Genomic DNA, 22979 nt, shown 5'->3' with positions numbered 1-22979 from the left:
GAATGGGTATTCGATAATCTGAGGCAGCTGGACGACGGGACAGGCGGAGGCTGGGGGGTGCCAGGTCGATGGCACGGCGTATCGATGTGACGGGAGCGGGCGGGGTACGCCTGGCCGCCTGGGAGTTCGCCGAGCCTCCGAAACCGGAGGCGGAACCTGCCCCTCCGCGAGGGGGGCCGGGCGCCCCGGCGCAGCAGGCGGAGGCCGACGCCCCGGGCGTGCTGTTACTGCACGGCCTGATGGGCCGTGCCTCCCACTGGGCGGCCACCGCCCGCTGGCTCGCCGGACGCCACCGCGCCGTGGCGCTCGACCAGCGCGGCCACGGCCGGAGTGACAAGCCCGCGCGGGCCGCGTACACCCGCGATGCCTACGTCGAGGACGCCGAGGCCGCCGTCGAACAGCTCGGTCTCGGCCCCGCCCTCCTCATCGGCCACGCCATGGGGGCGCTGACCGCCTGGCAGCTCGCCGCCAAGCGCCCCGACCTGGTGCGTGGCCTGATCATCTGCGACATGCGGGCCTCCGCGCTCGGCGCGGCCTCGCAGCGCGAGTGGGCCGACTGGTTCCGCTCCTGGCCCGTCCCCTTCGCCAGCCTGGCCGACGTCCGCAAGTGGTTCGGCGAGGACGACCCCTGGGTGGAGCGGCCCAGCCCGGCGCGCGGGGCGTTCTACGCCGAGGTGATGCACGAGTGCGAGGACGGCTGGCGGCCCGTGTTCGAACCCGAGCAGATGCTCAGCTCCCGTGAGACATGGGTCTATGACGCCCACTGGGAGGAGCTGGCCCAGGTGCGGTGCCCGACGCTGGTGGTGCGTGGCGTGGACGGTGAGCTGGGGCGGGCGGAGGCGCAGGAGATGGTGCGGGTGCTGCCGCGGGGCCGGTACGCGGAGATTCCCGACGCGGGGCACCTCGCGCACTATGACCTGCCGGCGGCCTGGCAGGGGGCTGTCTCACCGTTTCTTGAGGCGCTGCCCGGGGATTGGGCGCTGCCCGGGGAGTGAGGGCCTGGGCGTCTGCCGGTTTGCGGGTTCGTCGGCCGACGCGGGCGCGCGGCGGGTTTCTCGCGCGGTTCCCCGCGCCTCTTGAGCCGGCGCACCGCACCTCCCTCCAGGGGTGCGGGGACCGAGCGACCGGCCGCGAACGACCGGCGGCCGCCGACGTGCCGGCAACCAGGCAGACGGGTGGGCGGGTGGGCGGACCGGCTACCGGTCCCGGCCGCAGGCATAGGCCAGCGGCGAGATCAACTCCTCCGCGTCCGGCAGCCAGCGGTTCGCCGGGGTGGGCCGGCAGGCCCACTGCACCGCCCCGCGGGACCCGAACCGCGTGGGCGGCGCCGCCACGTACCCGCCCTCGCCCAGCGCCACCAGATCCAGCGACGGCAGCGACCAGCCGAGCTTGCGCACCAGCTCCGCCACCTTCACCGACGCCCCCGGCAGCACGAAGAACTGCATCCGCCGGTCCGGCGTCAGCGTGACCGGCCCGAGCGACAGCTCCATCCGCTCCATCCGGGCCAGCGCCAGGAATCCCGCGCTCTCCGGGACGGACAACGCGTCGAACGTCCGCCCCGTCGGCAGCAGGATCGACGCCGTCGGCTGCCTCTGCCACATCCGGCGCGCGACGGTCGCACTGCCGGTCGCCTGGGTCGCCCAGTCGGGGCGCGCGGGGTGCGCACCCGGCGCAGAGCAGGTGGCGTCGTCGCACGAGCAGCGCTGCATCCCGTCGACGGCTTCCAGCCAGGTGCCCGGGAACACGTCCCAGTGCCGCTCCTCGGCATAACGTACGGCGGTCTCCAGCAGCGATTCCCCGCGCTGCTGCGGAATATGACCGGAAATCTGAGTGTTTTCGGCGCCCGCGATCGTCTCTTCCACGCCTCACTCAACTCCCGCGTTCACCTTGAGTTACGGCTGTACCGCGCGCGGGGGAGGAGCATCGATTCGGCAACCGGGGCGCATGGGTGCACGGGCGGGGGCGCGTGGGAGGAAGCGGTGCGTGGGGTGGGTAGCAAGGGCTGGGGGTGGCGACGGCCTTTACCCCGGCAAACCGCACATGTCACGCATTGACGGTATGTCGGCTGGGCAGTGATCTTCCCGGCCGGAGCCGCACGCTCCAGCCGCACGCTCCAGGGGATCGCACCGCAGGGGGTAGCAATGGCCGCAAGGCCTCTCGTGGCGAGGCAGCCGAACGAACGGCTGCAGGCACTCATCCAGGAAGCGGGGTGCTCGAACGCCGGGCTGGCCCGGCGGGTCAACATGTGCGGCGCCGAGCACGGACTCGACCTGCGCTACGACAAGACGTCCGTGGCCCGCTGGCTGCGCGGCCAGCAACCACGGGGCCGGGCCCCGGCGATCATCGCCGAGGCGCTCGGGCGCAAGCTCGGCCGGACGGTCACGATCGACGAGATCGGCATGGCCAACGGCAAGAACCTCGCATCGGGGGTCGGTCTCCAGTTCTCGCCGACGGTACTGGGCGCCATCGAGCAGGTCTGCGAGCTGTGGCGCAGCGACGTGGGGCGCCGGGACTTCCTGTCCGGCTCCTCCGTCGCGGCCTCCGCGCTGGTCGAGCCGAGCCGCGACTGGCTGATCTCGGCGCCGGACGCCCAGGTGGCCCGGCAGGCCGGCCCGCGCGTGGGCCAGGCCGACGTGGCCGCCGTCCGGTCCATGACCCAGGCACTGGTGGAGCTCGACCACCAGTACGGCAGCGGGCACGTACGCCCGGTCGTCGTGCACTACCTCAACAGTGTCGTCTCCGGGCTGCTCGCGGGCTCGTACCGGGAGGCGGTCGGCCGGGAACTGTTCGCCGCCGTGGCCCGGTTGACCGAACTGGCCGGGTACATGGCCGTCGACACCGGCCAACCGGGCCTCGCCCAGCGGTACTACATCCAGTCGCTGCGGCTCGCGCAGGCCGCGGGGGACCGCGGGTACGGCGGTTACATCCTCGCCGCGTCCATGAGTCACCTCGCCGCGCAGCTCGGAAATCCGCGCGAGATCGCTCAGTTGGCCCGGGCGGCGCAGGAGGGGGCGCGCGGGGCCGTGACCCCGCGCGCGGAGGCGATGTTCCACGCCGCCGAGGCGCGCGGGCACGCGCTGCTCGGCGACGTACGCGCGGCACAGGCGTCCGCCGGCCGGGCGGTCGCGGAGATGGAGCGGGCGGACGGCTCCTCCGGTGCCGACCCGGTGTGGATCGCGCACTTCGACGAGGCGTATCTGGCCGATGAGTTGGCGCACTGCCACCGCGACCTCGGGCAGGCCGAGGAGGCGGCGCGGTACGCCGAGCAGTCGCTGGCCGGGCACCCGGAGTCCCGGGCCCGCCGGCGGGCCATCGGCTATGTGCTGCTCGCCACGGCCCAGGTGCAGCAGCGCGAGATCGAACAGGCATGCAACACCGGCATGAGAGCGGTGGAGTTGCTGGAGACACTCCGCTCCAACCGGGGCGCCGAGTATCTGGACGACCTCCAGCAGCGCCTGGAGCCGTTCCGGGACGAGGCGGTGGTGAGGGAGTTCGGGGCGCGCCTCGATCTCCAACAGGCCGCCTGAACAGCACGCCGCCTGAGCAACAGGCAGCCTGAGCGGCACGCCGCCTGAGCGGCACGCCGTCTGAACACGGGCCCCGCTGCTCGGTGAACGCACGGGAAACGGCACCCGGTGTGCGCCGGGTGCCGTAGAACAGCGCCTCGCGGGGCGGATCTGTTACTGCTGTCACAGGAAGGAAGATCACGCCCAGAGCTGCGTGGCACCCGGCTCGGGGGACCCGGTAGCGTGAGCCGACGATTCACAAGGTCCCCCATTAGTAGGAGTCCCGGTGACGCAGAGTGGACAGGGCGAGGAGCCCTCGGCGCGGCCCGCGCGCGAAGGCATCGTGCTGCCCTCCGACGGAGGCGAGCCCCTGCTGCCGGGCATGACCGCGACGCCCGCGCCCGCCGGCCCGGCCGGCGGGCAGGCATGGGGCGGTACCTGGGGCCCGGAGCAGCAGGCGCCCCAGCCGGGCCAGGGCTGGCCCCCGGCGGCCCCTCAGTGGAACGGCGCCGAGCAGCCCCCGGCCGCCACGGGCCCCGGCCCGCTGCCCCCGGAGGGAGCGCCCGCCCCGTCGTACGGCGGTCAGGCACCCGGTTACGGCGGCCAGGCCCCTTCCTACGGCGGTCAGGCCCCGGCCCAGGGCGGCCAAGCGCCCTCTCACGGCGGTCAGGCACTCGGTTACGGCGGGCAGGCCCCTTCCTACGGTGGGCAGCCCACGGCCCAGGGCGGTGGGGCACCTTCCTACGGGGGCCAGGCACCCGCCTACGGCGGCGAGGCGCCTTCTTACGGCGGTCAGCGCCCGGCCCACGGTCCCGGCGGAGGCCAGCCCGGTCCCGGCGCCTACGGGGCGGCTCAGCCCGCCTACGGCACGCCGGACGCCTACCAGCAGCACCAGCAGCCGTATCCGGCGCAGCCCGCCGCCCCGCTGCCGGACGCCTACCCGGCCGCCGCCCCGCTGCCCCCGACGGCGGACGCCGCGACCCAGTACATCCCCCCGGTCCCCGGCGGGCCCGGCGGCCCCGTCGCCCCCGTTCACGAGGGCGCCACCCAGTACCTGCCGCCCGTGCAGGCCGCGCCGGCCGACGGCGCCACCCAGTACATCCCGCCGGTCACCGCGGGGCCCACGGGCCCCGGAAACGAGGCGGCCACCCAGTACATCCCGCCGGTGACGCCCGGCGCGCTGCCGCCGGAGTCGGGAGGCGAGGAGACGCGGTACCTCGGCCAGGTGCCCCGGCAGGCGGCGCCCGCGTCCTCCGACGCGGAGGCCACGCAGTTCATCCCGCCCTACGCCGCCCAGGCCCAGGCGCAGGGGGCGGACCGGCAGCCGCCCGCCGAGTTCGACAACCTCTTCCGCGGCGGCGCGGCGGCCGACGACAGCCCGGCCGGCTCCACCCAGCAGCTCCCGCGCGTCCAGCAGCCGGACGCCCACCCCGGTCCGGCGCAGTCGTCGTACCGCCCGGCGCAGCCGTCGTACGACGCGGAGCCGGACGGCGGCGGGCGGCGCAGTGGCCGCTCGCGGCTGCCGCTGATCGCGGCCGTCGGCGTCGGCCTCATCGTGGTCGGCGTCGGTGCGGGCGCGCTGCTCAGCGGTGGCGGCGGCAAGGAGCAGGGCGGGGACGACAAGGACCAGACGGTCGCCGCCACCTCCCCGGCCACCCAGGACTCCGCCTCGCCCACCGTCGACCCCGCCCGGCAGCAGGCGGTCGAGCTGGACAAGGTGCTCGCGGACAGCGGCAGCAGCCGGGCCTCGGTGATCCAGGCGGTGGCGGACGTCAAGCAGTGCGACAACCTCGACCAGGCCGCCGGCAACCTGCGGGACGCGGCCAAGCAGCGCAACCAGCTGGTCACCCGGCTGGGCAAGCTGTCCGTGGACAAGCTGCCGGGCAACGCCGATCTGACGGCCGCGCTGACCACGGCATGGCAGGCGTCCGCCGCGGCGGACAACCACTACGCCGCCTGGGCCGGCCAGGCCAAGAGCCACAAGGTCTGCCACAAGGGCCATGCCCGCACCACCAACGAGACCCAGGCCGGCAACCGGGAGAGCGGCACCGCCAGCGCGCAGAAGACGAAGGCGGCGGCGCTGTGGAACGCGATCGCGACGAAGTACGGGCTGACCCAGCGCCAGCCGACCCAGCTGTGACGGCCGACCCAGCTGTGACGGCCGGCCCAGCTGTGACGGCCGGCCCAGCTGTGACGGTCGGGCCGGCCGTGCGGGGCCCCCGGACGGGGGCCCGTCAGGGCACGTCGGCGCGTTCCAGGACGGAGGTCATGTCGGCGATCCCGTCGTCGCCGCCGATGCCCTTGCGGGCCGCGACCAGCTTGCCGTCCTGGACCACCTGGAGGGTGACGTCGGCGTTGACCAGCCGCGGGAAGCCGACCCCGGCGAGCTTGCTCTCGTAGGGCCAGTACAGGGTCGGCGTGAGGCCGCCGGTGGAGACCCGCAGGCCGTCGTCGAGGGTGCGCCGCACGGTGTCGGCGCTCACCTCGCCGTCGCCGATCCTCTCCAGGACGGCCTTGAGCACGGTGTAGGCGATCCAGGTGGTCTGCACGCCGGCGTCCGCGGGGTCGATGCGGTTGTCGCCGAAGGCCGCCTCGTTGATCACCTTCTTCATCGGGGCCCAGCGGGGATCGGAGGCGACCGGGTACCAGCTGGTGATGTACGCCCCCTCGTACGGTCCGGACGCCCCGCCCGTGGTGTTGATCACCGTCTGGTCGACGCTGCCGAGCACGGTCGCCGTGCGCACGGCCGGGTAGTTCTCGCGGGCCCGCCGGAAGGAGTCCATGAAGGTGTCGGTGCGGTCCCCGAGCGCGGGCACCACGCAGCCCTTCCGGGCCACGTCCTGGGTGGCGTAGCGCAGCGCCTGGTCGGCCTGGTCGCCGTACTCGGTGCTGTCCTCGGCGGCGAGCCGGTCGCCGGCGACCGAGTGGCCGCCGGATCTCAGTCCCGAGTCGAGCATCGCGGGCAGCTCGTCGCCGGCGATGCTGTCGGGGCGGACCAGGGCGACGTTGCCGCAGCCGGCCGCGAGGGCCTTGCCGAGGCCCGCCAGGAGGGTGGGCTGGCCGCCGTTGACCGGATAGGACATGGCGCCCGTGAACTCGTCGTTGGTGACGCCGTAGCCGCCTATGTAGGGGATGCCGGCGCCTTCCAGCGGGGCGAGGTAGGAGTCGGCGAACTGGCTGTAGGAGCCGACGACCGCGACCACGTTCTCGTTCGCCGCCCGCCGGGCGCACTTCGCGGCGCCCACGCTGTCGTTGTGGTCGTTGCAGGTCAGGACGTCGAGTCTGCGGCCGTCGATGCCGCCGTGGGAGTTGATCCACTTCGCGTAGGCGAGGGCCATCGCGGGCATGCCGGGCTTGTTGGTCGCGTCGGTGTCCTGCGGGGCCCAGGTCATCACCCGGATCGGGTCATCCCCGGAGCCCCCCGTGGCACCAGGGATGACCCCGCATGCGGCTGCGAGCGACGCACAGACGGCCACAGCGCCCGCGGCGAGGGCGATGGCTCTGACGGGGCGGGAAAGGTGCGTGCGGGGGGTGTCGCGGGTGCGTCGCCTGCCGGTCATGGACCCGCACGATTCCCTCACACCGCTAACCGGGGAGTGACTCTCGGTCGATGAAGGGTGACATGGAGGTGAATTACAGGGGCCGGTGGGATCCGGGGAACGAGGAACGTACGATCGATGACCGTGCAAGGTTCGGAGAACTCTTCCCGTCGCGGCCGTCGCTCCTCCACCATGGGCGGCATGCCCTTGAACGACATGCCGTGGTGGCGGTGGCGCAGCAACGTGCGCTCGGCGCTGCACATGCTCTCCGACCCGGTGTTCCAGCGGGAGGTCTGGCTGGCCGGCGCGGACGGCTACGGCGACGTGACGGACGCCGTGTACCGGCTGGTGGAGGACACCTGGCTGGACAACTGGTCGGCGGAGAAGTACGTCGGCACCATATTCCGGGATTCGCAGGAGGCGGCGCTCGTCGACACCGCCGTGCTGCGGGTGCTGCGGATCATGCACCAGGTCGGCCCGGACGCCCCCGTCGCCGCGTACGTGGACGACGCCGGCTGGCCGGACGCGGTGCAGGCGGCGCGTGACGCGCACGTACGGATGTCGCTGAGCGACGGCGACGACCCGGACGCGCCGCCGAAGAGCCTGGAAGTGCTGCGGATCCTGACGAGGTCCGCGTAGCGGACGCCGGCCCCCGGCGGGTGGCCGGTATGGGACCCTGTAGTGCATGACTGAGCAGTCCGCCTCCTCCGCCGCAGCACCGGCCGACCAGTACGTCCTCACGCTCTCCTGCCCGGACAAGAAGGGCATCGTGCACGCCGTGTCCAGCTATCTGTTCATGACCGGCTGCAACATCGAGGACAGCCAGCAGTTCGGCGACCACGACACGGGGCTGTTCTTCATGCGCGTCCACTTCTCGGCCGAGGCGCCGGTGACGGTGGACAAGCTGCGGGCGAGCTTCGCCGCGATCGGTGACTCCTTCCACATGGCCTGGCAGATCAACCGGGCCGACGACAAGATGCGCATCGTGCTCATGGTCAGCAAGTTCGGGCACTGCCTGAACGACCTGCTGTTCCGGGCGCGGATCGGCGCGCTGCCGGTGGAGATCGTGGGCGTGGTGTCGAACCACACCGAGTTCAAGGAGCTGGTGAGCTCCTACAACATTCCCTTCCACCACATTCCGGTCACGAGGGACACCAAGGCGGACGCCGAGGAGAGGCTCCTGGAGATCGTGCGGGAGGAGGGGGTCGAACTGGTCGTCCTCGCCCGCTACATGCAGGTCCTCTCGGACGATCTGTGCAAGCAGCTCAGCGGCCGGATCATCAACATCCACCACTCGTTCCTGCCGAGCTTCAAGGGCGCGAAGCCGTACCACCAGGCGCATGCGCGGGGTGTGAAGCTGATCGGGGCGACGGCGCACTACGTCACCGCGGACCTGGACGAGGGGCCGATCATCGAGCAGGAGGTCGAGCGGGTCGGGCACGACGTGACGCCGGACCAGCTGGTCGCCATCGGCCGCGATGTGGAGTGCCAGGCCCTGGCGCGGGCGGTGAAGTGGCACGCGGAGCGGCGCATCCTGCTCAACGGCCGACGGACGGTGGTGTTCGCGTAAGGCCCGTTCCCTCGGGGGCGGTGCGCCTACTCGGGCACCGTGAAGTAGCGGGCGAAGGCCGGGATGACGTCCGGCTCGCCGACCCCTCCGTCGCCGTCGGTGTCCAGGGCGGCGGCGGTCGCCTCGGCGAGAGCGTCGGGTACGTGCAGAACCCGCAGCACGCGTGCGGCGTCGGCGATGCCGATGCGGCCGTCGCCGTCCGTGTCGGCCACCGCCAGGGCCGCGTGCAGGAACGGACGGGCGATCTCGGCGAAGCGGTCGGGGTTGTCCCGCAGCCGCTTGACCGCACCGGTGACGAACTCCTCGCGGGTGATGCGCTGGTCGCCGTCCCGGTCGGCGATGCCGGCCATGCCCTGCCAGAACGCCTCCGCGCCCAAGTACAGGGCCTGTCCCTTGTCGGAGCGGGCGGGCACCGCGAACTCGGCGAGCAGCGCCTTGGCCGCCGCGCTGAAGTCCTCGCGGTCGATGCAGCCGTTGCCGTCCTGGTCGAAGGTGGCGAACCGGGCCGCGATCCTGCGCTCGTACTCGGTGCTGTCCATGTCTGTTCGGACCGCCTTACGTGAGGGTCGTACGGGGAGGTCAGGTCGATCGGTGGGCCGGACCTGGCTGGGAGCGTACGACGCGGGTGGCCGTCGGACGGCGGAAAACCGGCGACTGTGCCAAGACCGGGGGAATTCTGCGACAACAGTGTGGCCGGGTCGCGGGGGCGTGACGGCCGGTCAGGCGGAGAGCGGCCCCGCCTCGTCGGTGGTCGCGGAGTCGAGGTCGGGGCGGACGTCGAACAGGCGTCGGACACCGAGCGCACCGAGCACGCGGTTGACGTGCGAGCCGTCCTCGGCGCCCCGGTCCGGCAGGATCAGCCGCAGCCGGCCCTGACAGGAGCGGATCAGCCGACGGGCGGCGATGAGGACGCCGACCCCGCTGGAATCGCAGAAGAACACGTCGGAGAGATCCACGACGAGGCTGTGGTGTCCCTCGGCGACGACGTCGTGCACGCGCTGGCGCAGTACCGGCGAGGTCATCAGGTCCAGTTCCCCGGAGACCCGGAGCACGGCCCACTCGCCTTGTTCGACGCCGGTCACATTGAATGCCACGGCCACGCCCCTCCGCTCGCCGGATCGCCCGGAACCGCCCGGAAACGGAAGCAGTTCCTACGTTTCATTCCGCGCGGCTGCCCAGCGGCCGTTCCCTGAAACGTGATGCGGCAAACGACCGGCGATCGACAAGGGGCTTGTTTCGGTCACTATCGATCCTGTTCGATCAGAGATGCACGCGTCCCGCGTGAAGGTTGTGTGAAGAGGGCACTATCACCTGCGACGCTCCCGGGGGCGCACGTTGACACAAAGGGGCGTGCACTGTCGGACGTGCCGACTACATTCGAGAGGACAGGACCGACAGGCTGGACGGGCCGGACACGGTGAGGGGAGGGGACCGCATGGCCAGGAAGGACGTACCGCCCCGCTGGGACCGCAAGATGCAGCAGCGGCTCGCCCGCGGTGAGGCAGCCGCCCTCGGCGAGCTGTACGACCGGTTCGCCTCCCTCGTGCACAGTCTCGCCCACCGCGTCCTCGGCGAGGAGCGGGCCGCCGACGCGGTCACCCGCGAGGTCTTCGCCCACGTCTGGGAGCACCCCGAGACCTACGATCCCCAGCAGGGCCCGCTGCGCTCCTGGGTCGCCGCGGTCACCCACCGGGTCGCCGTGCAGCGGCTGCGGGACCGGGAGGAACGGGAAGAGCCGCGGCGCGAGGAACTGGAGAGCACGGTCCGCCGCGCCTCGGTCGCCGCCCGCGCCGACTTCATCGTGCACTCCATGCCCGCCCCGCTGCGGGCCGCCCTGGATTCGGCCTACTTCCAGCGCCGTGACTACCGCCAGACCGCGGCCGACCTCGGCGTCACCGAGGACGAGGCCCGCCGCCGGCTCCGCCTCGGCCTGCAACTGCTCTCCACCGCCCACGACACGGGCACACCGCCGGGATACCGGGGTGCGGTGTGAACGGGGACCTGGGAGACGGTGTCACCGGGGACGGCGGCGGCGCGGGGGACGCCCCGGGTGACGTCGGCCGCCCCGGACCGGCCTCGGCCCCGCGCATACCCACCCCCCGCGCTTCCGTGGAGGACAGCGGGCTTGCGCTGCCCGACCTCGCCGACCTGGGGGACCTCGCACCCGTGCCGCTCGACCTGTCGCACGACGTCCTGAAGTCGCTGCTCGGCGCCTGGGCGCTGGCCGCGTGCTCGGCCGCGGAGACGGCGGCCGTGGAAGACCACCTGGGCGGCTGCGGTGGCTGCGCCGACGAGGCCCGCCGGCTCCGCGAGGCGGTCGGCCTGCTCCACCAGCCGGAGAGCCTGGACCTGGACCCCGCCCTGCGCACCCGCGTGCTGGGGAACTGCCTGAGCCGTCGGCCGCCGCGCATCCCGGTGCCCGACTGGGCGGTACCGTACGACGCCGAGACCGCGCGACTGGACGCGCTGCTCCAGGACTTCGGGGACGCGGAGTGGCATGCGCCGGTACGGCTGCGGTGGTTCGACGCCGACACCGCGACGAGCCGTCGTACGACGGTCGCCGGAGTGATCGCGCACCTGCTGTCGGTGGACGGCCTGATCGCCGCGGCGCTCGGCCTGACGGACCCGTTGGCCGAGGTCGCCGGGGCGGCGGAGCCGGGCGCCCTGGGGCCGGCCGGCCGCACGGAGGCGTTCTGGCGGGCATCGCACTTCCCGCCGACGCGCTCGGTGCGGGGGCCGTGGCGGGAGCAGAGTCACGGCCTGGTGCGCACGGTGTCCTTCACCGGCGGCCACGCGGGCGGACTCGGGGTGCCGTACGGCGACTTCGCGCTGCCGCTGCACGACGCGATGCTGGACCGCGCCTTCGAGTGCTGGGTGCACGCCGAGGACATCGCGGAGGCGGTGGACTACCCCTACCAGCCGCCGGCGCCCCGGCACCTCAACCGGATGATCGACCTGGCGGCCCGCCTGCTGCCGACGGTGCTCGCCGAGCGCCGCCGCGCCGGCCTGTCCGAGCCGGGCCGTGAGACCCCGCACCTGGTCCCGGCCGGCGCGCCCGGCCGCAGCCTGCGGCTGGAGATCGAGGGCGCGGCCGGGGGCGAATGGCTGATCCCCCTGGACTCACCGGCGGCGGTGGGCTCCGCGGACCTCGAGGTGGCCCATGTGGCGCTGGACGGCGTGGAGTTCTGCCGACTGGCCGCGGGTCACGTGTCGCCGGAGGACGCGGCGGTGGGCCAGGACGGCGACCGCCGGGTGATCAGGGACGTGCTGTACGCGGCGGCCAGCATGAGCCGGATGTGAGCGCGCCCGGCGACGGCAGGCGGTTCCGGGACCCGCCCGGCCCCCAGGACCTTCCTCCCGGACCCGGACCCGAACCCGGACCCGGACCGGACCGGACCGGCTCCGGGCGACCCCGTGCCGATCGGGATCCAGCGGTCGGTGGCGGCCCCACCGGCCGGCCGCGGCGAGAACCGGAGGGCGGGTCCGGCCGGCCCCGGACGGAGTGGGAGGGGCGGGTCTCAGGGCAGCGGTCCTGAGAACCGCTCCCGCAGCTTGTACTTCAGCACCTTCCGCAGGGTGTCGTTGCGCGGCAGGGCGTCCACCACCTCCAGCCGTTCCGGCAGCTTGTGCACGGACAGCCCTTCCGCCCGCAGGAAGGCCACGACCTCCGGCAAGGTCGGGCCGGCCGCTCCCGGCCGTCGCTCGATCACCGCGCAGACCAGTTCGCCGCGCTCGGTGTCCGGGAGGCCGATCACGGCCGCGTCGGCCACCGCCGGGTGCGCGGCCAGCAGGTCCTCGATCTCCTTGGCGGATATGTTCTCGCCCTTGCGGATGATCACGTCCTTCAGGCGGCCGGTGAGGACCAGATGGCCGGACTGCGTCACGTGCCCCAGGTCGCCGGTGCGCAGGAAGCCGTCGGCGTCGAAGGCCGCGGCCGTCTGGGCGGGGTCCAGATAGCCCTGGCAGACGGCCTCGCCGCGCAGCCGTATCTCGCCGTCGACGATCCGGACCGCCATGCCCGCCGGCGGGCGGCCCTCGGTGGTGGCCAGGTGCTCGGCGGTGTCCTCCGGGTCCCCCATCGTGATCATCGGGACCTCGGTCATGCCGTAGCCGTGGGTGAGCTGGACGCCCATCTCGCGCACCACGGCGCGGTACAGCTCGGGCGGCTTGGGGGCACCGCCGCCCGCGAGCAGGCGCAGGGTCGGGATCACCTTCTCGCCGGGCCGTTTGCGCTGCTCGGCCAGGAAGAGGGAGTAGAAGGCCGTGGAGCCGCCGGCCACCGTCACCCCGTGCCGCCGGTACTCCGCCAGCGCGTCCGGCAGCGCGAAGTGCTCGAACATCACCGCCGGGAAGCCGTAGAGCAGGAGCATCACCGTGTAGTCGGGGCCCGCTATGTGGGCGTAGGGGAAGGCCATCGAGCCCACGTCGTCCGCCGACAGCCGTAGCGCGTGCGCCAGGCAGGAGCCGCCCGCGATCAGGGACCGGTCCGTGTGCAGCACTCCCTTGGGGTCGGAGGTGGTGCCCGAGGTCCAGTAGATCCAGCGCACCGAGGTGCCCTCGGCGGGCGGCGGGGGCAGGACGGACGGGTCGCCGTCGGGCAGCGTGTCGTACGCCTCGAACACACCCTTGGCGCCGAGGCGGCGGGCCATCTCCGTGTGGTCGTGGCCGCGCCAGACGCCCGGTACGGCGAAGAACTCCGCCTGGGACTCGCGCAGGGCGAAGCCGACCTCCCGGTCCCGGTAGTAGGGGATGACCGGGGACTGCACGGCGCCCAGGCGGGCCAGCGCGAAGGACAGCAGGGCGGTCTCGATACGGGTGGGCAGCTGCCAGGCGACCACCGTGCCGGGGCGCACGCCCATGCCGTACAGGCCCGCCGCGACACGCTCGGACCGCGCGCGCAGTTCGCCGAAGGACAGCCGACGGCCGGCCTGGAGGAGGACGGGACGGCCGGGGGTGACGGCGGCCCGGCGGGCGACCAGCTCCCACAGTGTGCGGGCGGAACTCAGGGTGTGCGGGGTCTCGTTCACGGGTGCCCCCTGCTTGGCTGACGAGTCGTCAGGTGACATGCTATCTGACGGGCCATCAGATAAGCAGGGCCCAGCCCAGTACCGTCCGGCGGAGGGGACCCATGGCGACCGAACTGCCCCGCATCATCAGCGTCGACGACCACGTGATCGAGCCCGCCCACCTCTTCGAGACCTGGCTGCCCGCCAAGTACCGGGACCGCGGCCCCAAGCCGCTGACCGCCGGGATCGGGGAACTGGCCTACGTCGGGGGCAAGTACCAGATCACCATGGATCCGCAGGGCCAGCCCACGGACTGGTGGATCTACGAGGACCTGAAGTTCCCCTACAAACGGAACATCGCCGCCGTCGGCTTCGACCGGGACGAGATGACCCTGGAGGGCATCACCCGGGAGCAGATGCGGCGCGGCTGCTGGGACCCCGAGGCACGGCTGGAGGACATGGACCTCAACCACGTCGAGGCCAGCCTCTGCTTCCCGACCTTCCCCCGCTTCTGCGGGCAGACCTTCGCCGAGGCCCACGACAAGGAGGTCGCCCTCGCCTGCGTGCGCGCCTACAACGACTGGATGGTGGAGGAGTGGTGCGGCGGCAGCGGCGGCCGGCTGATCCCGCTGTGCCTGATCCCCCTGTGGGACGTGGAGCTGGCCGTCGCGGAGATCCGGCGCAACGCCGCGCGCGGGGTGCGGGCCGTCACCTTCTCCGAGATCCCCACCTACCTCGGGCTGCCCTCCATCCACTCCGGCCACTGGGACCCGTTCTTCGCCGTCTGCCAGGAGACCGGCACGGTCGTCAACATGCACATCGGCAGCAGCTCCCAGATGCCCGCCGCCTCCCCGGACGCCCCGCCCGCCGTCCAGGCGTCCCTGAGCTTCAACAACGCGATGGCCTCGATGATGGACTACCTCTTCAGCGGGGTGCTGGTGAAGTTCCCGAGGCTGACGCTCGCGTACTCGGAAGGGCAGATGGGCTGGATCCCGTACGCCCTGGAGCGCGCCGACGACGTGTGGGAGGAGCACCGCGCCTGGGGCGGGGTCAGGGACCTGATCCCGGAGCCGCCGTCGACGTACTACTACCGGCAGATCTTCTGCTGCTTCTTCCGCGACAAGCACGGTGTCGCGTCCCTGGACGCCGTCGGCCGCGACAACGCCACCTTCGAGACCGACTACCCGCACGTCGACTCGACCTTCCCGCACACCAAGGAGGTCGCCCTCGACCATGTGAAGGGCCTGGACGACGAGACCGTGTACAAGCTGATGCGGGGCAACGCCATCCGCATGCTGGGCCTGGACCTCGACACCTGATGGACCTCTCGGACACGCCCGAGGAGGAGGAGTTCCGGGCCCGGCTGCGCGAGTGGCTCGCCAAGGCGCTGCCCACCCTGCCCGCCGAGCCGTCCCCGGACGACTGGCCCGGCCGCCGCGCCTACGACCTCGGCTGGCAGCGGATGCTGCACGACGCCGGGTACGCCGGCGTCCACTGGGACGCCTCCCCGACCCTGCGGATGGTCTTCCTGGAGGAGACCGAGAAGGCCGGCGCGCCCTACGTGGGCGCCAACTTCGTCGGACTGCTGCACGCCGGGCCGACGATCGCCGCCGAGGGCACCGCCGAGCAGCGGGCGCGCTGGCTGCCGCCGATCCTGCGCGGCGAGCAGGTGTGGTGCCAGGGGTTCAGCGAACCGGATGCCGGATCCGACCTCGCCTCGCTGCGCACGCGCGCGCGGAGGGACGGTGACACGTACGTGGTGACCGGGTCCAAGATCTGGACCTCGCACGCCGAAGTCGCCGACTGGTGCGAGCTGCTGGTCCGCACCGATCCGGACGCGCCCCGGCACCGGGGCATCACCTGGCTGGCGATGCCCATGGCCGCCGACGGCGTCACCGTACGGCCGCTGCGCACGCTCGCCGGCTCGGCGGAGTTCGCCGAGGTGTTCCTGGACGAGGTGCGGGTGCCGGTCGCCAACCGGGTGGGGGAGGAGAACGACGGCTGGCGCGTCACCATGGTCACCCTCTCCTTCGAGCGTGGCACCGCCTTCGTCGGCGAGGTCGTCGCCTGCCGCCGCGTCCTTCGTGAACTCGCCCGCACGGCCCGGGGGAACGGGCGCTGGGACGATCCGGCGCTGCGCCGCCGGCTGGGCCGGCTCGACGCGGAGTTCCGGGCGCTGTGGCGGCTGACCCAGTGGAACGTCAGCGAGGCGGAGGCGAGCGGCGGGGTGCCGGGCGTCGGCGGCTCCGTCTTCAAGCTCCGTTACTCGCACGCCCGCCAGGAGCTGTACGACACCGCCGCCGAGGTCCTCGGCCCGGACGCCCTCGACCTGGACCGGCCCTGGGTGCTCGACCGGCTGTCCTCGCTGTCGTACACCATCGCCGCCGGCACCTCGCAGATCCAGCGCACCATCGTGGCCGAGCGGATCCTCGGCCTGCCGAGGGGGAGATGAGCGTGCGTCTGCGACTCACGGACGACCAGCGGGCGCTGCGCGAGGGGGTGCGGGAGCTGCTGGCGCGGTGTTTCGGGCGGGAGGCGCTGCGTGCCGCCGTCGACGCCCCGGGCCGGCTGGACCGGGCGCTGTGGCGCGCCCTCGGGGAGGCGGGGTTCTTCGCGCTGCGGCTGCCCGAGGCGGACGGCGGGGTCGGCCTGGGGCTGCCGGAGGCCGTGCTGGCCTTCGAGGAGGCGGGCCGGGCCCTGCTGCCCGGACCGCTCGTGGCCACGCATCTCGCGGCCGGCGATGTGCCCGGCGCGGCGCTCGGGGAGACGGTCGTGGCGGCCGTCGACGGGGGGCTGGCGGAGTGGCTGGAAGCGGCGGACGTCGTCCGCGGGGACGCCTCCGGTGCCGTACCGCTGCGGTCGGTGGACCCCCTCACACCGCTGCACCGCGTGCCCGGCACCGACACCCGGGCCCCCGGCACCGACACCGGCACCCGGGCCCCTGGCACCGGCACCGGCACCCGGGCCCCTGGCACCGGCACCCCAGGCCCTCTCCACGGCATCCCGGACCTCCTCGCCGACACTCCGGGCCCCCTCCTCGGCACCCCGGGCCCCCTCCTCGGCGGTCCAGGCCCCCTCCTCGGCGGTCCGGACCCCGTCGCCGTGCTCCTCAGCGCCGCCGAGCAGCTGGGCACGGCCGGACGGGTGTGCGAGCTGGCCGTGGAACACGCCCGGACCCGGAAGCAGTTCGGGCGGCCGATCGGCGCCCTCCAGGCCGTCCAGCATCTGTGCGCGGACCTGCTGGTGCGGGCCGAGACCGCACGTGCCGCCGTCTACGCCGCCGCCGTGACCGCCGACCCCGCCGACATCGCCGCCGCCCGGCTGCTCGCCGACGAGGCCGCCGTACGGGGGGCCCGCGACTGTCTCCAGGTGCACGGCGGCATGGGGTTCACCTGGGAGGCGGACGTGCATCTGCACCTCAAACGGGCCTGGGTGCGGGCGCGGCGGGCCGGGGGAGGCGCACAGGGTGAGGAACTGCTCGCCGCCGCCCTGGCGGGCTGAGCCGCCGGTGACGTCGCGGTCCGTGACACCCGGGAAGCTTTGGCCCACGATGTAGCGGACCGTGGTCGCACGGAATCACGGAGCGTTGATATCCGGTTGTGTCCTTCGTGGGGCTCGTCACGGCCCGGAGTCGAGTACCCGCTCCGGTACCTTGTGGTGGATGCGAGTGGCTGCGCGTACGAGCCGTGCCGGCGGTGCCCCTGGGGCGGTGCCGGGCCGCGCGGTGCGCTCCGCTGCTCGCGGGGCGGTCCGGGCCGTTGCCTCCGCCTGTTCGACTCCCCGTAACGAGCGTCGCACAGTATGCCCTACGCGTACTCCTTCGCGCGGGAATATGCCCGAAGCGCTTGTTGGGGTGACTGTACGTCAACCATGCTGTCTCGCAAGGGATTCACAGTCCGTGACCCTTGCTCTGGCCGTTGTCCTGGCCATGCAGAGAGTGGCTACGATCGTGGCCCTCGTCGTGATCGTCGCCGCGGCCGACGCCGTGGCGGGCGGACGGCGCGGGGACATGTGTCCGCCGGTTCGGATGGTGTGAGCGGTGCAGGTGCTTCAAGTGCAGCTGGAGATCCGGCCAGACCCCGCGGAGGTGGGGCGGGCCCGGAGGTGGGCGCGCTCGCGACTCGCCGGGTCGGGGATAACGGCCGACGAACCGTTGGCCGAGACCCTGATCCTGCTCGTCTCCGAACTCGTGACCAACGCCGTGGTGCACACCGGCCGTCCGGCCGTGCTGCGGCTCCGCCTGCCCGGCCCGGTGGCCGAGAACGGCGCGTCGGCCACGGTGCGGGTCGAGGTGGCCGACACCAGCGCCCGCGCACCCGTGCCCCGTTGTGCCGACGACGACGCCACCGGCGGCCGGGGCCTCGCCCTGGTGGACTGTCTCGCCGACCGCTGGGGCTGGAGCCCCGAGGACGCCGGCAAGAGCATCTGGTGCGAACTGGACCGCTGCGCACAGGCCCGGGGGAGCGCGGCGATGGCGTACGGGGGCGGACTGTCCGCGTACGAGGATCTCGCCTTCGAAGCGGTGTAGCGGCCCGCGGTCGTGCTGCGCCGCGGATGCGACCGTGCGCGGGTCGTGCGATCAGGGTGTCACCACCCGTGCGCGCACGGCGTTGACGTCCCCCGGGCACCTGATCAGGCTTGTGGGCGCCGATTCGCCGCGAGGGGACGGCGAGGGCCCGGCTGCCGTCGGCCCCCGCCGAGCGTGGGTCGCGTCGGGTGGCGGCGCGCGTGACGGTGGGGGGAGGCGCGCCGCCAACCGCGGACCCGCCGCCGTTCAGAGGATCGCCACCGGTGCCACGGGCGTGCCTGTCGCGCCCACGAACGGTTCGGGCATCGCCGACAGCAGGAACGCGTACCGGCCCGTTTGTCCACAGGCTGTGGACAACTCTTCGAGATTCCAGTTCTGGCCCTGCAACATCCCCATCTCCACCAGATGCAGCGCGTGCACGGGCAACCACAGATTCTCGATCTCGGGCGGAAATATCTCAAATGTGAGCGTGTCGTTCGCGACGGCGGCCACATCGCGCGCGTGGAACCACTCCGGGCAGCGCACCGAGAGTCCCGGTGACGGATAGCCGTACCCGTGCCTGTCCCCGGCCAGATACACCTGGAGCTGCCCGGTCCGCACCAGCACGATGTCGCCGGCCCGCACCCGGACCCGGCCGTACTCCTCGGCCGCCGTCAGATCCTCCGGCGTCACCGCGTGGCCCCCGGTCAGCCGGTCCGTGCCACGCGCGCGTGCCACGTCCAGCAGCACCCCGCGCGAGACGAGGTGGCGCACCTTGTCGATGCCGCTGAACTCGGCGCCGCCGTGCGCGGTGACCGTCCGTGCCGGGCGGCCGTTGTAGAGCGTGCCGGAGTGCGAGACATGGGTCAGCGCGTCCCAGTGGGTGCCGGCCTGCAGGCCCATGGTCACCGCGTCGTCGCTGCACGCCACCGTACCCGGGCCGAACAGCTCCTGGTTGAGCTGCACCATCGCGTGCAGCGGGTTGACCCGGCCCGGGATGATCCCCGTCTGCACGCCGTCCTGTCGGAGCGGGAGGGCGAGGGGGACCCGGTGCCCGGTGCGTACCTCGCCGGCCGCCGCGCGTACCACCTCGTCCGTGACCAGGTTCAGGGTGCCGATCTCGTCCTCGGCACCCCACCTCCCCCAGTTGTTCACGCGCCCCGCGATCTCCTGGAACTCCTCCGGCAGTGTCATCCGGTGCCTCCCCGGGGCTTGTGTCCGCGCATCCGACGGGCCATAAAATCTAACGGACCGTCAGAAACCGCGGGAAGGGGCCGGGCGTGGGGAACTTCTTGGCAGGCAAGGTCGTCGCCGTGACAGGCGCCGGCCGCGGGATCGGACGGGCGGTCGCGCTGGCGGCGGCGGCGGAGGGGGCGAAGGTCGTCGTCAACGACTACGGCGTCGCCGTGGACGGCGCCTCGCCCACCAGCGAGATCGCCGAGGCCGTCGTCAAGGAGATCGAGGCGGCGGGCGGCGAGGCCGTCGCGGTCGCCGACGACATCTCCACCATGGCGGGCGGGCGGCGGGTCGTGGAGACGGCGGTGGAGTCGTACGGCCGTGTCGACGGCGTCGTGTGCGTGGCCGGCATCCTGCGGGAGCGGATGCTGTTCAACATGGGCGAGGAGGAGTGGGACCCGGTCGTCGCCACCCACCTGAAGGGCACCTTCACCGTGTTCCGGGCCGCCTCCGCCGTCATGCGGGCGCAGCGGTCGGGCACCCTCATCGGCTTCACCAGCGGAAACCACCAGGGCTCCGTCTCCCAGGCCAACTACAGCGCGGCGAAGGGCGGGATCATCTCCCTGGTGCGCAGCGCGGCGCTCGGCCTGCACAAGTACGGGGTGACCGCGAACGCGGTGGCGCCGGTGGCGCGTACCCGGATGTCGGCGAACGTGCCGATGACACTGACGGAGATCGGGGAGCCGGAGGACGTGGCCGCGCTGGTGGTGTACCTGCTGTCCGAACGGGCCGCCGCGCAGGACATCACCGGGCAGGTGTACACGATCGCCGGGCCGAAGATCGCGGTGTGGGCCCAGCCGAGGGAACTGCGCTCGGCGTACGCCTGCGGCGGGTGGACGCCGGAAGCGATCGCCGAGTTCTTGCCGGGATCGGTGGGCGTCGATCCGATGCCGATGCTTGCGCAGTTGGCGGCGATGGAGGAAGCGGCGCGGGGTGGGGACCGGCCGAACGCCCACTAGCCCGGCAGCGCGCGCCGTCCGGCGACCGCGGGTCCGTCGTGGCTCGTCGCGCGGTTCCCCGCGCCCCTTCAGGGCGCTTCGGCGCCCTTCTGGCCGCGGGCGATCGTGCCTCCCAGTGCCTCAAGGGCCCCTTGAGGCACTTCGCCGGTGCCGGCAGGCGACCCACGACCGCGGGTCCGTCCTGGCTCGTCGCGTAGTTCCCCACCCCGCTTCAGGGCGCTTCGGCGCCCTTCTGGCCGTGGGCGATCGTGCCTTCCCGTGCCTCAAGGGCCCCTTGAGGCACTTCGCCGGTGCCGGCGAGCGACCCGTTCCCCGCCCGGCACCAGCGTCCGGCAACCGAAAAGAGGTGGCGTCCATGGAGTTCGGGTTCACCGAAGAGGACGAGGCGTTCCGGAGCGAGGCCCGCGACTGGCTTGCCGCGCACGTCGGCTCCACCGTGCACCGGCGCACGTGGGAACGCACGCTGGGCAGAGCCGGCTGGATAGGGCTCGGCTGGCCGGAGCCGGGATACGGCAACCGGACCGCCGGGCTCACCCAGCAGGTCGTGTGGGCCGAGGAGTACGCCCGCTCCAAGGCGCCGCCGCGCTCCGGGCACATCGGCGAGAATCTGCTCGCGCCGACGCTCGTCGCACACGGCACGGACCGGCAGAAGTCCCGCTTCCTGCCCCCGATCGCCGCCGGCGAGGAGCTGTGGTGCCAGGGCTACAGCGAACCGGACGCCGGGTCGGACCTGGCCGCGGTGCGGACGGCGGCGGTGCGCGAGGGGGCGTACTACCGGATCAGCGGGCAGAAGATCTGGACCTCGCTCGCCCATGAGGCCGACTGGTGCTTCGTGCTGGCCCGGACCGACCCGGCGGCACGCCGGCACCGCGGGCTGAGCTTCCTGCTCGTGCCCATGGACCAGCCCGGCCGGATCGAGGTGCGGCCCATCCGGCAACTGACCGGCACGAGCGACTTCAACGAGGTCTTCTTCGACGGGGCACGCGCACGCGTGGAGCACGTCGTCGGGGAAGAGGGACAGGGCTGGCGGGTGGCGATGAGCCTGCTGGGGTTCGAGCGCGGGGTGTCGACGCTGGCCCAGCAGATCGGATTTGCCGCCGAACTGGCCGGGATCGTGGAAACGGCCGTCGAGTCCGCAGCCGTGCGGGACCCGGTCCTGCGCGCCCGGCTCGTGCGGCAGTGGGCCGAACTGCGCACCATGCGCTGGAACGCCCTGCGCACCCTCGGCGGCACGGGCGACCCGGGCGCGCCCAGCGTGGCCAAGCTGCTGTGGGCGAACTGGCATCAGCGGCTGGGCGAACTGGCCGTCCAGGCCAGGGGTGCGGGAGCGGCCGTCGGGCCCGCGGACTGGTCGGCGCCGTCGCCGTACGAGATCGACGCGGACCAGCACCTGTTCCTGTTCAGCCGGGCCGACACCGTCTACGGCGGCTCGGACCAGATCCAGCGCACGATCATCGCCGAGCGCGTGCTCGGACTGCCGGGAGAGCCGAAGGGGGCCGTGTGATGCGTGGTGTGGTGTTCGACGGCGGACAGGTCCGGGTCGTCGACGACCTGGCGGTGCGGGAGCCGGGGCCGGGCGAGGTGCTGGTCGCGGTCGCGGCGGCCGGACTGTGCCACAGCGATCTGTCGGTGGTGGACGGCACCATCCCGTTCCCGGTGCCGGTGGTGCTGGGCCATGAGGGCGCCGGGGTCGTGGCGGCGGTGGGCGCGGGCGTCACCCACGTCGCCCCCGGTGACCATGTGGCGCTGTCCACGCTCGCCAACTGCGGGACGTGCGCGGAGTGCGACCGGGGCCGGCCGACCATGTGCCGGCAGGCGATCGGGCGCCCGGGGAAGCCGTTCACGCGGGGCGCGGACCCGGTGTACCAGTTCGCGGCCAACTCGGCCTTCGCGGAACGCACGGTCGTCAAGGCCGTCCAGGCGGTGCGGATCCCCGAGGACATCCCGCTGACGTCCGCCGCCCTGATCGGGTGCGGGGTACTGACCGGGGTCGGCGCGGTGCTGAACCGGGCGCGGGTGGACCGCGGGGACAGCGTGGTCGTCATCGGCACCGGCGGGATCGGGCTGAACGTGATCCAGGGCGCGCGGCTCGCGGGCGCCCTCGGCATCGTGGCCGTGGACGCCAATCCGGCCAAGGAGGCGGTGGCCCGGCAGTTCGGCGCGACCGGCTTCCTGACCTCGGTGGAGGGCGTCCGGGACATCCTGCCGACCGGCGCCGACCACGTCTTCGAGTGCGTCGGGCGGGTGGAGCTGATCCGCCAGGCCGTCGACCTGCTGGACCGGCGCGGCCAGGCGATCCTGCTCGGGGTGCCCCCGGCCACGGCCGAGGCGTCCTTCCTGGTCTCCTCCCTCTTCCTGGACAAGTCGATCCTCGGCTGCCGGTACGGCTCCGCACGCCCCCAGCGGGACATCGCCCTGTACGCCGGGCTGTACCGGCAAGGGCGCCTGCTGCTGGACGAGTTGGTGTCGGCCGTCTATCCGGTGGAGGACTTCGAGAAGGCCCGGACGGACGCGGAGGCGGGCCGGGTGGCGCGAGCGGTGCTCACGTTCTGAGGTGCCGTCGGTCCGGCCGGCGTTCCCCTCCGAGCCCGCCGAAAGCGCGTTTTCCGAGCGCTCCTGAGCGTCCGTCATCCGCCCGCGGCTCGCTTTTCTCGGC

The 22979-nt window shown here is 73.1% G+C and carries 20 protein-coding genes; 14 read left to right on the top strand and 6 right to left on the bottom strand.

The window, feature by feature from the left end; all coding sequences use genetic code 11:
• Positions 1–68 precede the first annotated feature (68 nt).
• Positions 69–995, top strand: coding sequence for an alpha/beta fold hydrolase (locus tag ACIGYR_RS31300; protein ID WP_399606173.1), 927 nt, complete (start codon positions 69–71; stop codon positions 993–995).
• Between the two features lie 201 nt (positions 996–1196).
• Here the strand turns inward: ACIGYR_RS31300 and ACIGYR_RS31295 are convergent, their stop codons facing one another.
• Positions 1197–1862, bottom strand: a complete 666-nt coding sequence (locus tag ACIGYR_RS31295) for a bifunctional DNA primase/polymerase (protein ID WP_399606175.1) — start codon at positions 1860–1862, stop codon at positions 1197–1199.
• A 279-nt stretch (positions 1863–2141) separates the two neighbouring features.
• On the opposite strand from ACIGYR_RS31295, the gene ACIGYR_RS31290 reads away from it, so the two are divergent.
• Positions 2142–3527 (top strand): transcriptional regulator, encoded by a 1386-nt coding sequence (locus ACIGYR_RS31290; RefSeq protein WP_391846693.1) that lies wholly within the window; start codon positions 2142–2144, stop codon positions 3525–3527.
• 265 nt (positions 3528–3792) lie between these two features.
• The gene (locus ACIGYR_RS31285) at positions 3793–5646 is read left to right on the top strand and encodes a hypothetical protein (RefSeq protein ID WP_399606178.1); all 1854 of its coding nucleotides are present in this window, start codon (positions 3793–3795) and stop codon (positions 5644–5646) included.
• A 94-nt stretch (positions 5647–5740) separates the two neighbouring features.
• Here the strand turns inward: ACIGYR_RS31285 and ACIGYR_RS31280 are convergent, their stop codons facing one another.
• Complete coding sequence (locus ACIGYR_RS31280) at positions 5741–7066, bottom strand: ABC transporter substrate-binding protein (protein ID WP_399606181.1); 1326 nt, start codon at positions 7064–7066, stop codon at positions 5741–5743.
• 117 nt (positions 7067–7183) lie between these two features.
• Here ACIGYR_RS31280 and ACIGYR_RS31275 point away from each other — a divergent pair, with 117 nt between their 5' ends.
• Together ACIGYR_RS31275 and purU are read left to right on the top strand one after the other, a co-directional pair.
• Positions 7184–7684, top strand: a complete 501-nt coding sequence (locus ACIGYR_RS31275) for a hypothetical protein (RefSeq protein ID WP_391846699.1) — start codon at positions 7184–7186, stop codon at positions 7682–7684.
• Between the two features lie 46 nt (positions 7685–7730).
• Entirely contained in the window at positions 7731–8615 is an 885-nt protein-coding gene (purU, locus tag ACIGYR_RS31270; RefSeq protein WP_391846701.1) for a formyltetrahydrofolate deformylase, read from the top strand.
• A gap of 26 nt (positions 8616–8641) precedes the next feature.
• Here the strand turns inward: purU and ACIGYR_RS31265 are convergent, their stop codons facing one another.
• Positions 8642–9154, bottom strand: a complete 513-nt coding sequence (locus tag ACIGYR_RS31265) for an EF-hand domain-containing protein (RefSeq protein ID WP_391846703.1) — start codon at positions 9152–9154, stop codon at positions 8642–8644.
• Between the two features lie 180 nt (positions 9155–9334).
• Positions 9335–9715, bottom strand: coding sequence for an STAS domain-containing protein (locus ACIGYR_RS31260; protein WP_391846705.1), 381 nt, complete (start codon positions 9713–9715; stop codon positions 9335–9337).
• Positions 9716–10050: 335 nt separating this feature from the next.
• Here ACIGYR_RS31260 and ACIGYR_RS31255 point away from each other — a divergent pair, with 335 nt between their 5' ends.
• Both ACIGYR_RS31255 and ACIGYR_RS31250 read left to right on the top strand, forming a co-directional pair.
• A complete protein-coding gene (locus tag ACIGYR_RS31255) occupies positions 10051–10608 on the top strand; it encodes a sigma-70 family RNA polymerase sigma factor (RefSeq protein WP_391846707.1) in 558 nt (185 codons plus the stop codon).
• Positions 10605–11915: a zf-HC2 domain-containing protein gene (locus tag ACIGYR_RS31250; protein ID WP_399606187.1), complete on the top strand. Its 1311-nt coding sequence runs from the start codon at positions 10605–10607 to the stop codon at positions 11913–11915. The genes ACIGYR_RS31255 and ACIGYR_RS31250 overlap by 4 nt, the downstream gene beginning before the upstream one ends.
• Before the next feature lie 218 nt (positions 11916–12133).
• Here the strand turns inward: ACIGYR_RS31250 and ACIGYR_RS31245 are convergent, their stop codons facing one another.
• On the bottom strand, positions 12134–13642 hold the full coding sequence (locus tag ACIGYR_RS31245) for a class I adenylate-forming enzyme family protein (RefSeq protein ID WP_399606190.1): 1509 nt from the start codon (positions 13640–13642) through the stop codon (positions 12134–12136).
• 101 nt (positions 13643–13743) lie between these two features.
• Between ACIGYR_RS31245 and ACIGYR_RS31240 the strand changes: the two genes are divergently transcribed.
• From ACIGYR_RS31240 to ACIGYR_RS31225, 4 genes are all read left to right on the top strand, one after another.
• On the top strand, positions 13744–14940 hold the full coding sequence (locus ACIGYR_RS31240) for an amidohydrolase family protein (protein ID WP_399606192.1): 1197 nt from the start codon (positions 13744–13746) through the stop codon (positions 14938–14940).
• Complete coding sequence (locus ACIGYR_RS31235) at positions 14940–16073, top strand: acyl-CoA dehydrogenase family protein (protein ID WP_399606195.1); 1134 nt, start codon at positions 14940–14942, stop codon at positions 16071–16073. Before ACIGYR_RS31240 ends, ACIGYR_RS31235 begins: the two co-directional genes overlap by 1 nt.
• A 2-nt stretch (positions 16074–16075) precedes the next feature.
• On the top strand, positions 16076–17122 hold the full coding sequence (locus tag ACIGYR_RS31230) for an acyl-CoA dehydrogenase family protein (RefSeq protein WP_399606197.1): 1047 nt from the start codon (positions 16076–16078) through the stop codon (positions 17120–17122).
• A 553-nt stretch (positions 17123–17675) separates the two neighbouring features.
• Positions 17676–18149: an ATP-binding protein gene (locus ACIGYR_RS31225; protein ID WP_399606372.1), complete on the top strand. Its 474-nt coding sequence runs from the start codon at positions 17676–17678 to the stop codon at positions 18147–18149.
• A gap of 246 nt (positions 18150–18395) precedes the next feature.
• Here the strand turns inward: ACIGYR_RS31225 and ACIGYR_RS31220 are convergent, their stop codons facing one another.
• A complete protein-coding gene (locus ACIGYR_RS31220; RefSeq protein WP_399606200.1) occupies positions 18396–19322 on the bottom strand; it encodes a cyclase family protein in 927 nt (308 codons plus the stop codon).
• An 86-nt stretch (positions 19323–19408) separates the two neighbouring features.
• Here ACIGYR_RS31220 and ACIGYR_RS31215 point away from each other — a divergent pair, with 86 nt between their 5' ends.
• The 3 genes from ACIGYR_RS31215 to ACIGYR_RS31205 all read left to right on the top strand — a co-directional run bounded on the left by ACIGYR_RS31215 (position 19409) and on the right by ACIGYR_RS31205 (position 22876).
• Positions 19409–20323: an SDR family NAD(P)-dependent oxidoreductase gene (locus ACIGYR_RS31215; protein ID WP_399606202.1), complete on the top strand. Its 915-nt coding sequence runs from the start codon at positions 19409–19411 to the stop codon at positions 20321–20323.
• 355 nt (positions 20324–20678) lie between these two features.
• Positions 20679–21827 (top strand): acyl-CoA dehydrogenase family protein, encoded by a 1149-nt coding sequence (locus ACIGYR_RS31210; protein WP_399606204.1) that lies wholly within the window; start codon positions 20679–20681, stop codon positions 21825–21827.
• Entirely contained in the window at positions 21827–22876 is a 1050-nt protein-coding gene (locus ACIGYR_RS31205) for an alcohol dehydrogenase catalytic domain-containing protein (RefSeq protein WP_399606207.1), read from the top strand. The genes ACIGYR_RS31210 and ACIGYR_RS31205 overlap by 1 nt, the downstream gene beginning before the upstream one ends.
• The last annotated feature ends 103 nt before the right edge of the window (positions 22877–22979 follow it).

It is taken from the genome of Streptomyces sp. NPDC053076, assembly GCF_044546845.1.
Classification (GTDB): Bacteria; Actinomycetota; Actinomycetes; order Streptomycetales; family Streptomycetaceae; genus Streptomyces.
Note: the sequence above shows the minus strand (reverse complement) of the source record. Positions and strands in the feature narration are given on the sequence as shown.

Bases quoted from the DNA above. Each gene is read 5' to 3' on its own strand.
- ACIGYR_RS31300 (WP_399606173.1), top strand. From the start codon at position 69: ATGGCACGGCGTATCGATGTGACGGGAGCGGGCGGGGTACGCCTGGCC.
- ACIGYR_RS31290 (WP_391846693.1), top strand. From the start codon at position 2,142: ATGGCCGCAAGGCCTCTCGTGGCGAGGCAGCCGAACGAACGGCTGCAG.
- ACIGYR_RS31280 (WP_399606181.1), bottom strand. From the start codon at position 7,066: ATGACCGGCAGGCGACGCACCCGCGACACCCCCCGCACGCACCTTTCC.
- ACIGYR_RS31275 (WP_391846699.1), top strand. From the start codon at position 7,184: ATGACCGTGCAAGGTTCGGAGAACTCTTCCCGTCGCGGCCGTCGCTCC.
- purU (WP_391846701.1), top strand. From the start codon at position 7,731: ATGACTGAGCAGTCCGCCTCCTCCGCCGCAGCACCGGCCGACCAGTAC.
- ACIGYR_RS31265 (WP_391846703.1), bottom strand. From the start codon at position 9,154: ATGGACAGCACCGAGTACGAGCGCAGGATCGCGGCCCGGTTCGCCACC.
- ACIGYR_RS31255 (WP_391846707.1), top strand. From the start codon at position 10,051: ATGGCCAGGAAGGACGTACCGCCCCGCTGGGACCGCAAGATGCAGCAG.
- ACIGYR_RS31240 (WP_399606192.1), top strand. From the start codon at position 13,744: ATGGCGACCGAACTGCCCCGCATCATCAGCGTCGACGACCACGTGATC.
- ACIGYR_RS31235 (WP_399606195.1), top strand. From the start codon at position 14,940: ATGGACCTCTCGGACACGCCCGAGGAGGAGGAGTTCCGGGCCCGGCTG.
- ACIGYR_RS31220 (WP_399606200.1), bottom strand. From the start codon at position 19,322: ATGACACTGCCGGAGGAGTTCCAGGAGATCGCGGGGCGCGTGAACAAC.
- ACIGYR_RS31210 (WP_399606204.1), top strand. From the start codon at position 20,679: ATGGAGTTCGGGTTCACCGAAGAGGACGAGGCGTTCCGGAGCGAGGCC.
- ACIGYR_RS31205 (WP_399606207.1), top strand. From the start codon at position 21,827: ATGCGTGGTGTGGTGTTCGACGGCGGACAGGTCCGGGTCGTCGACGAC.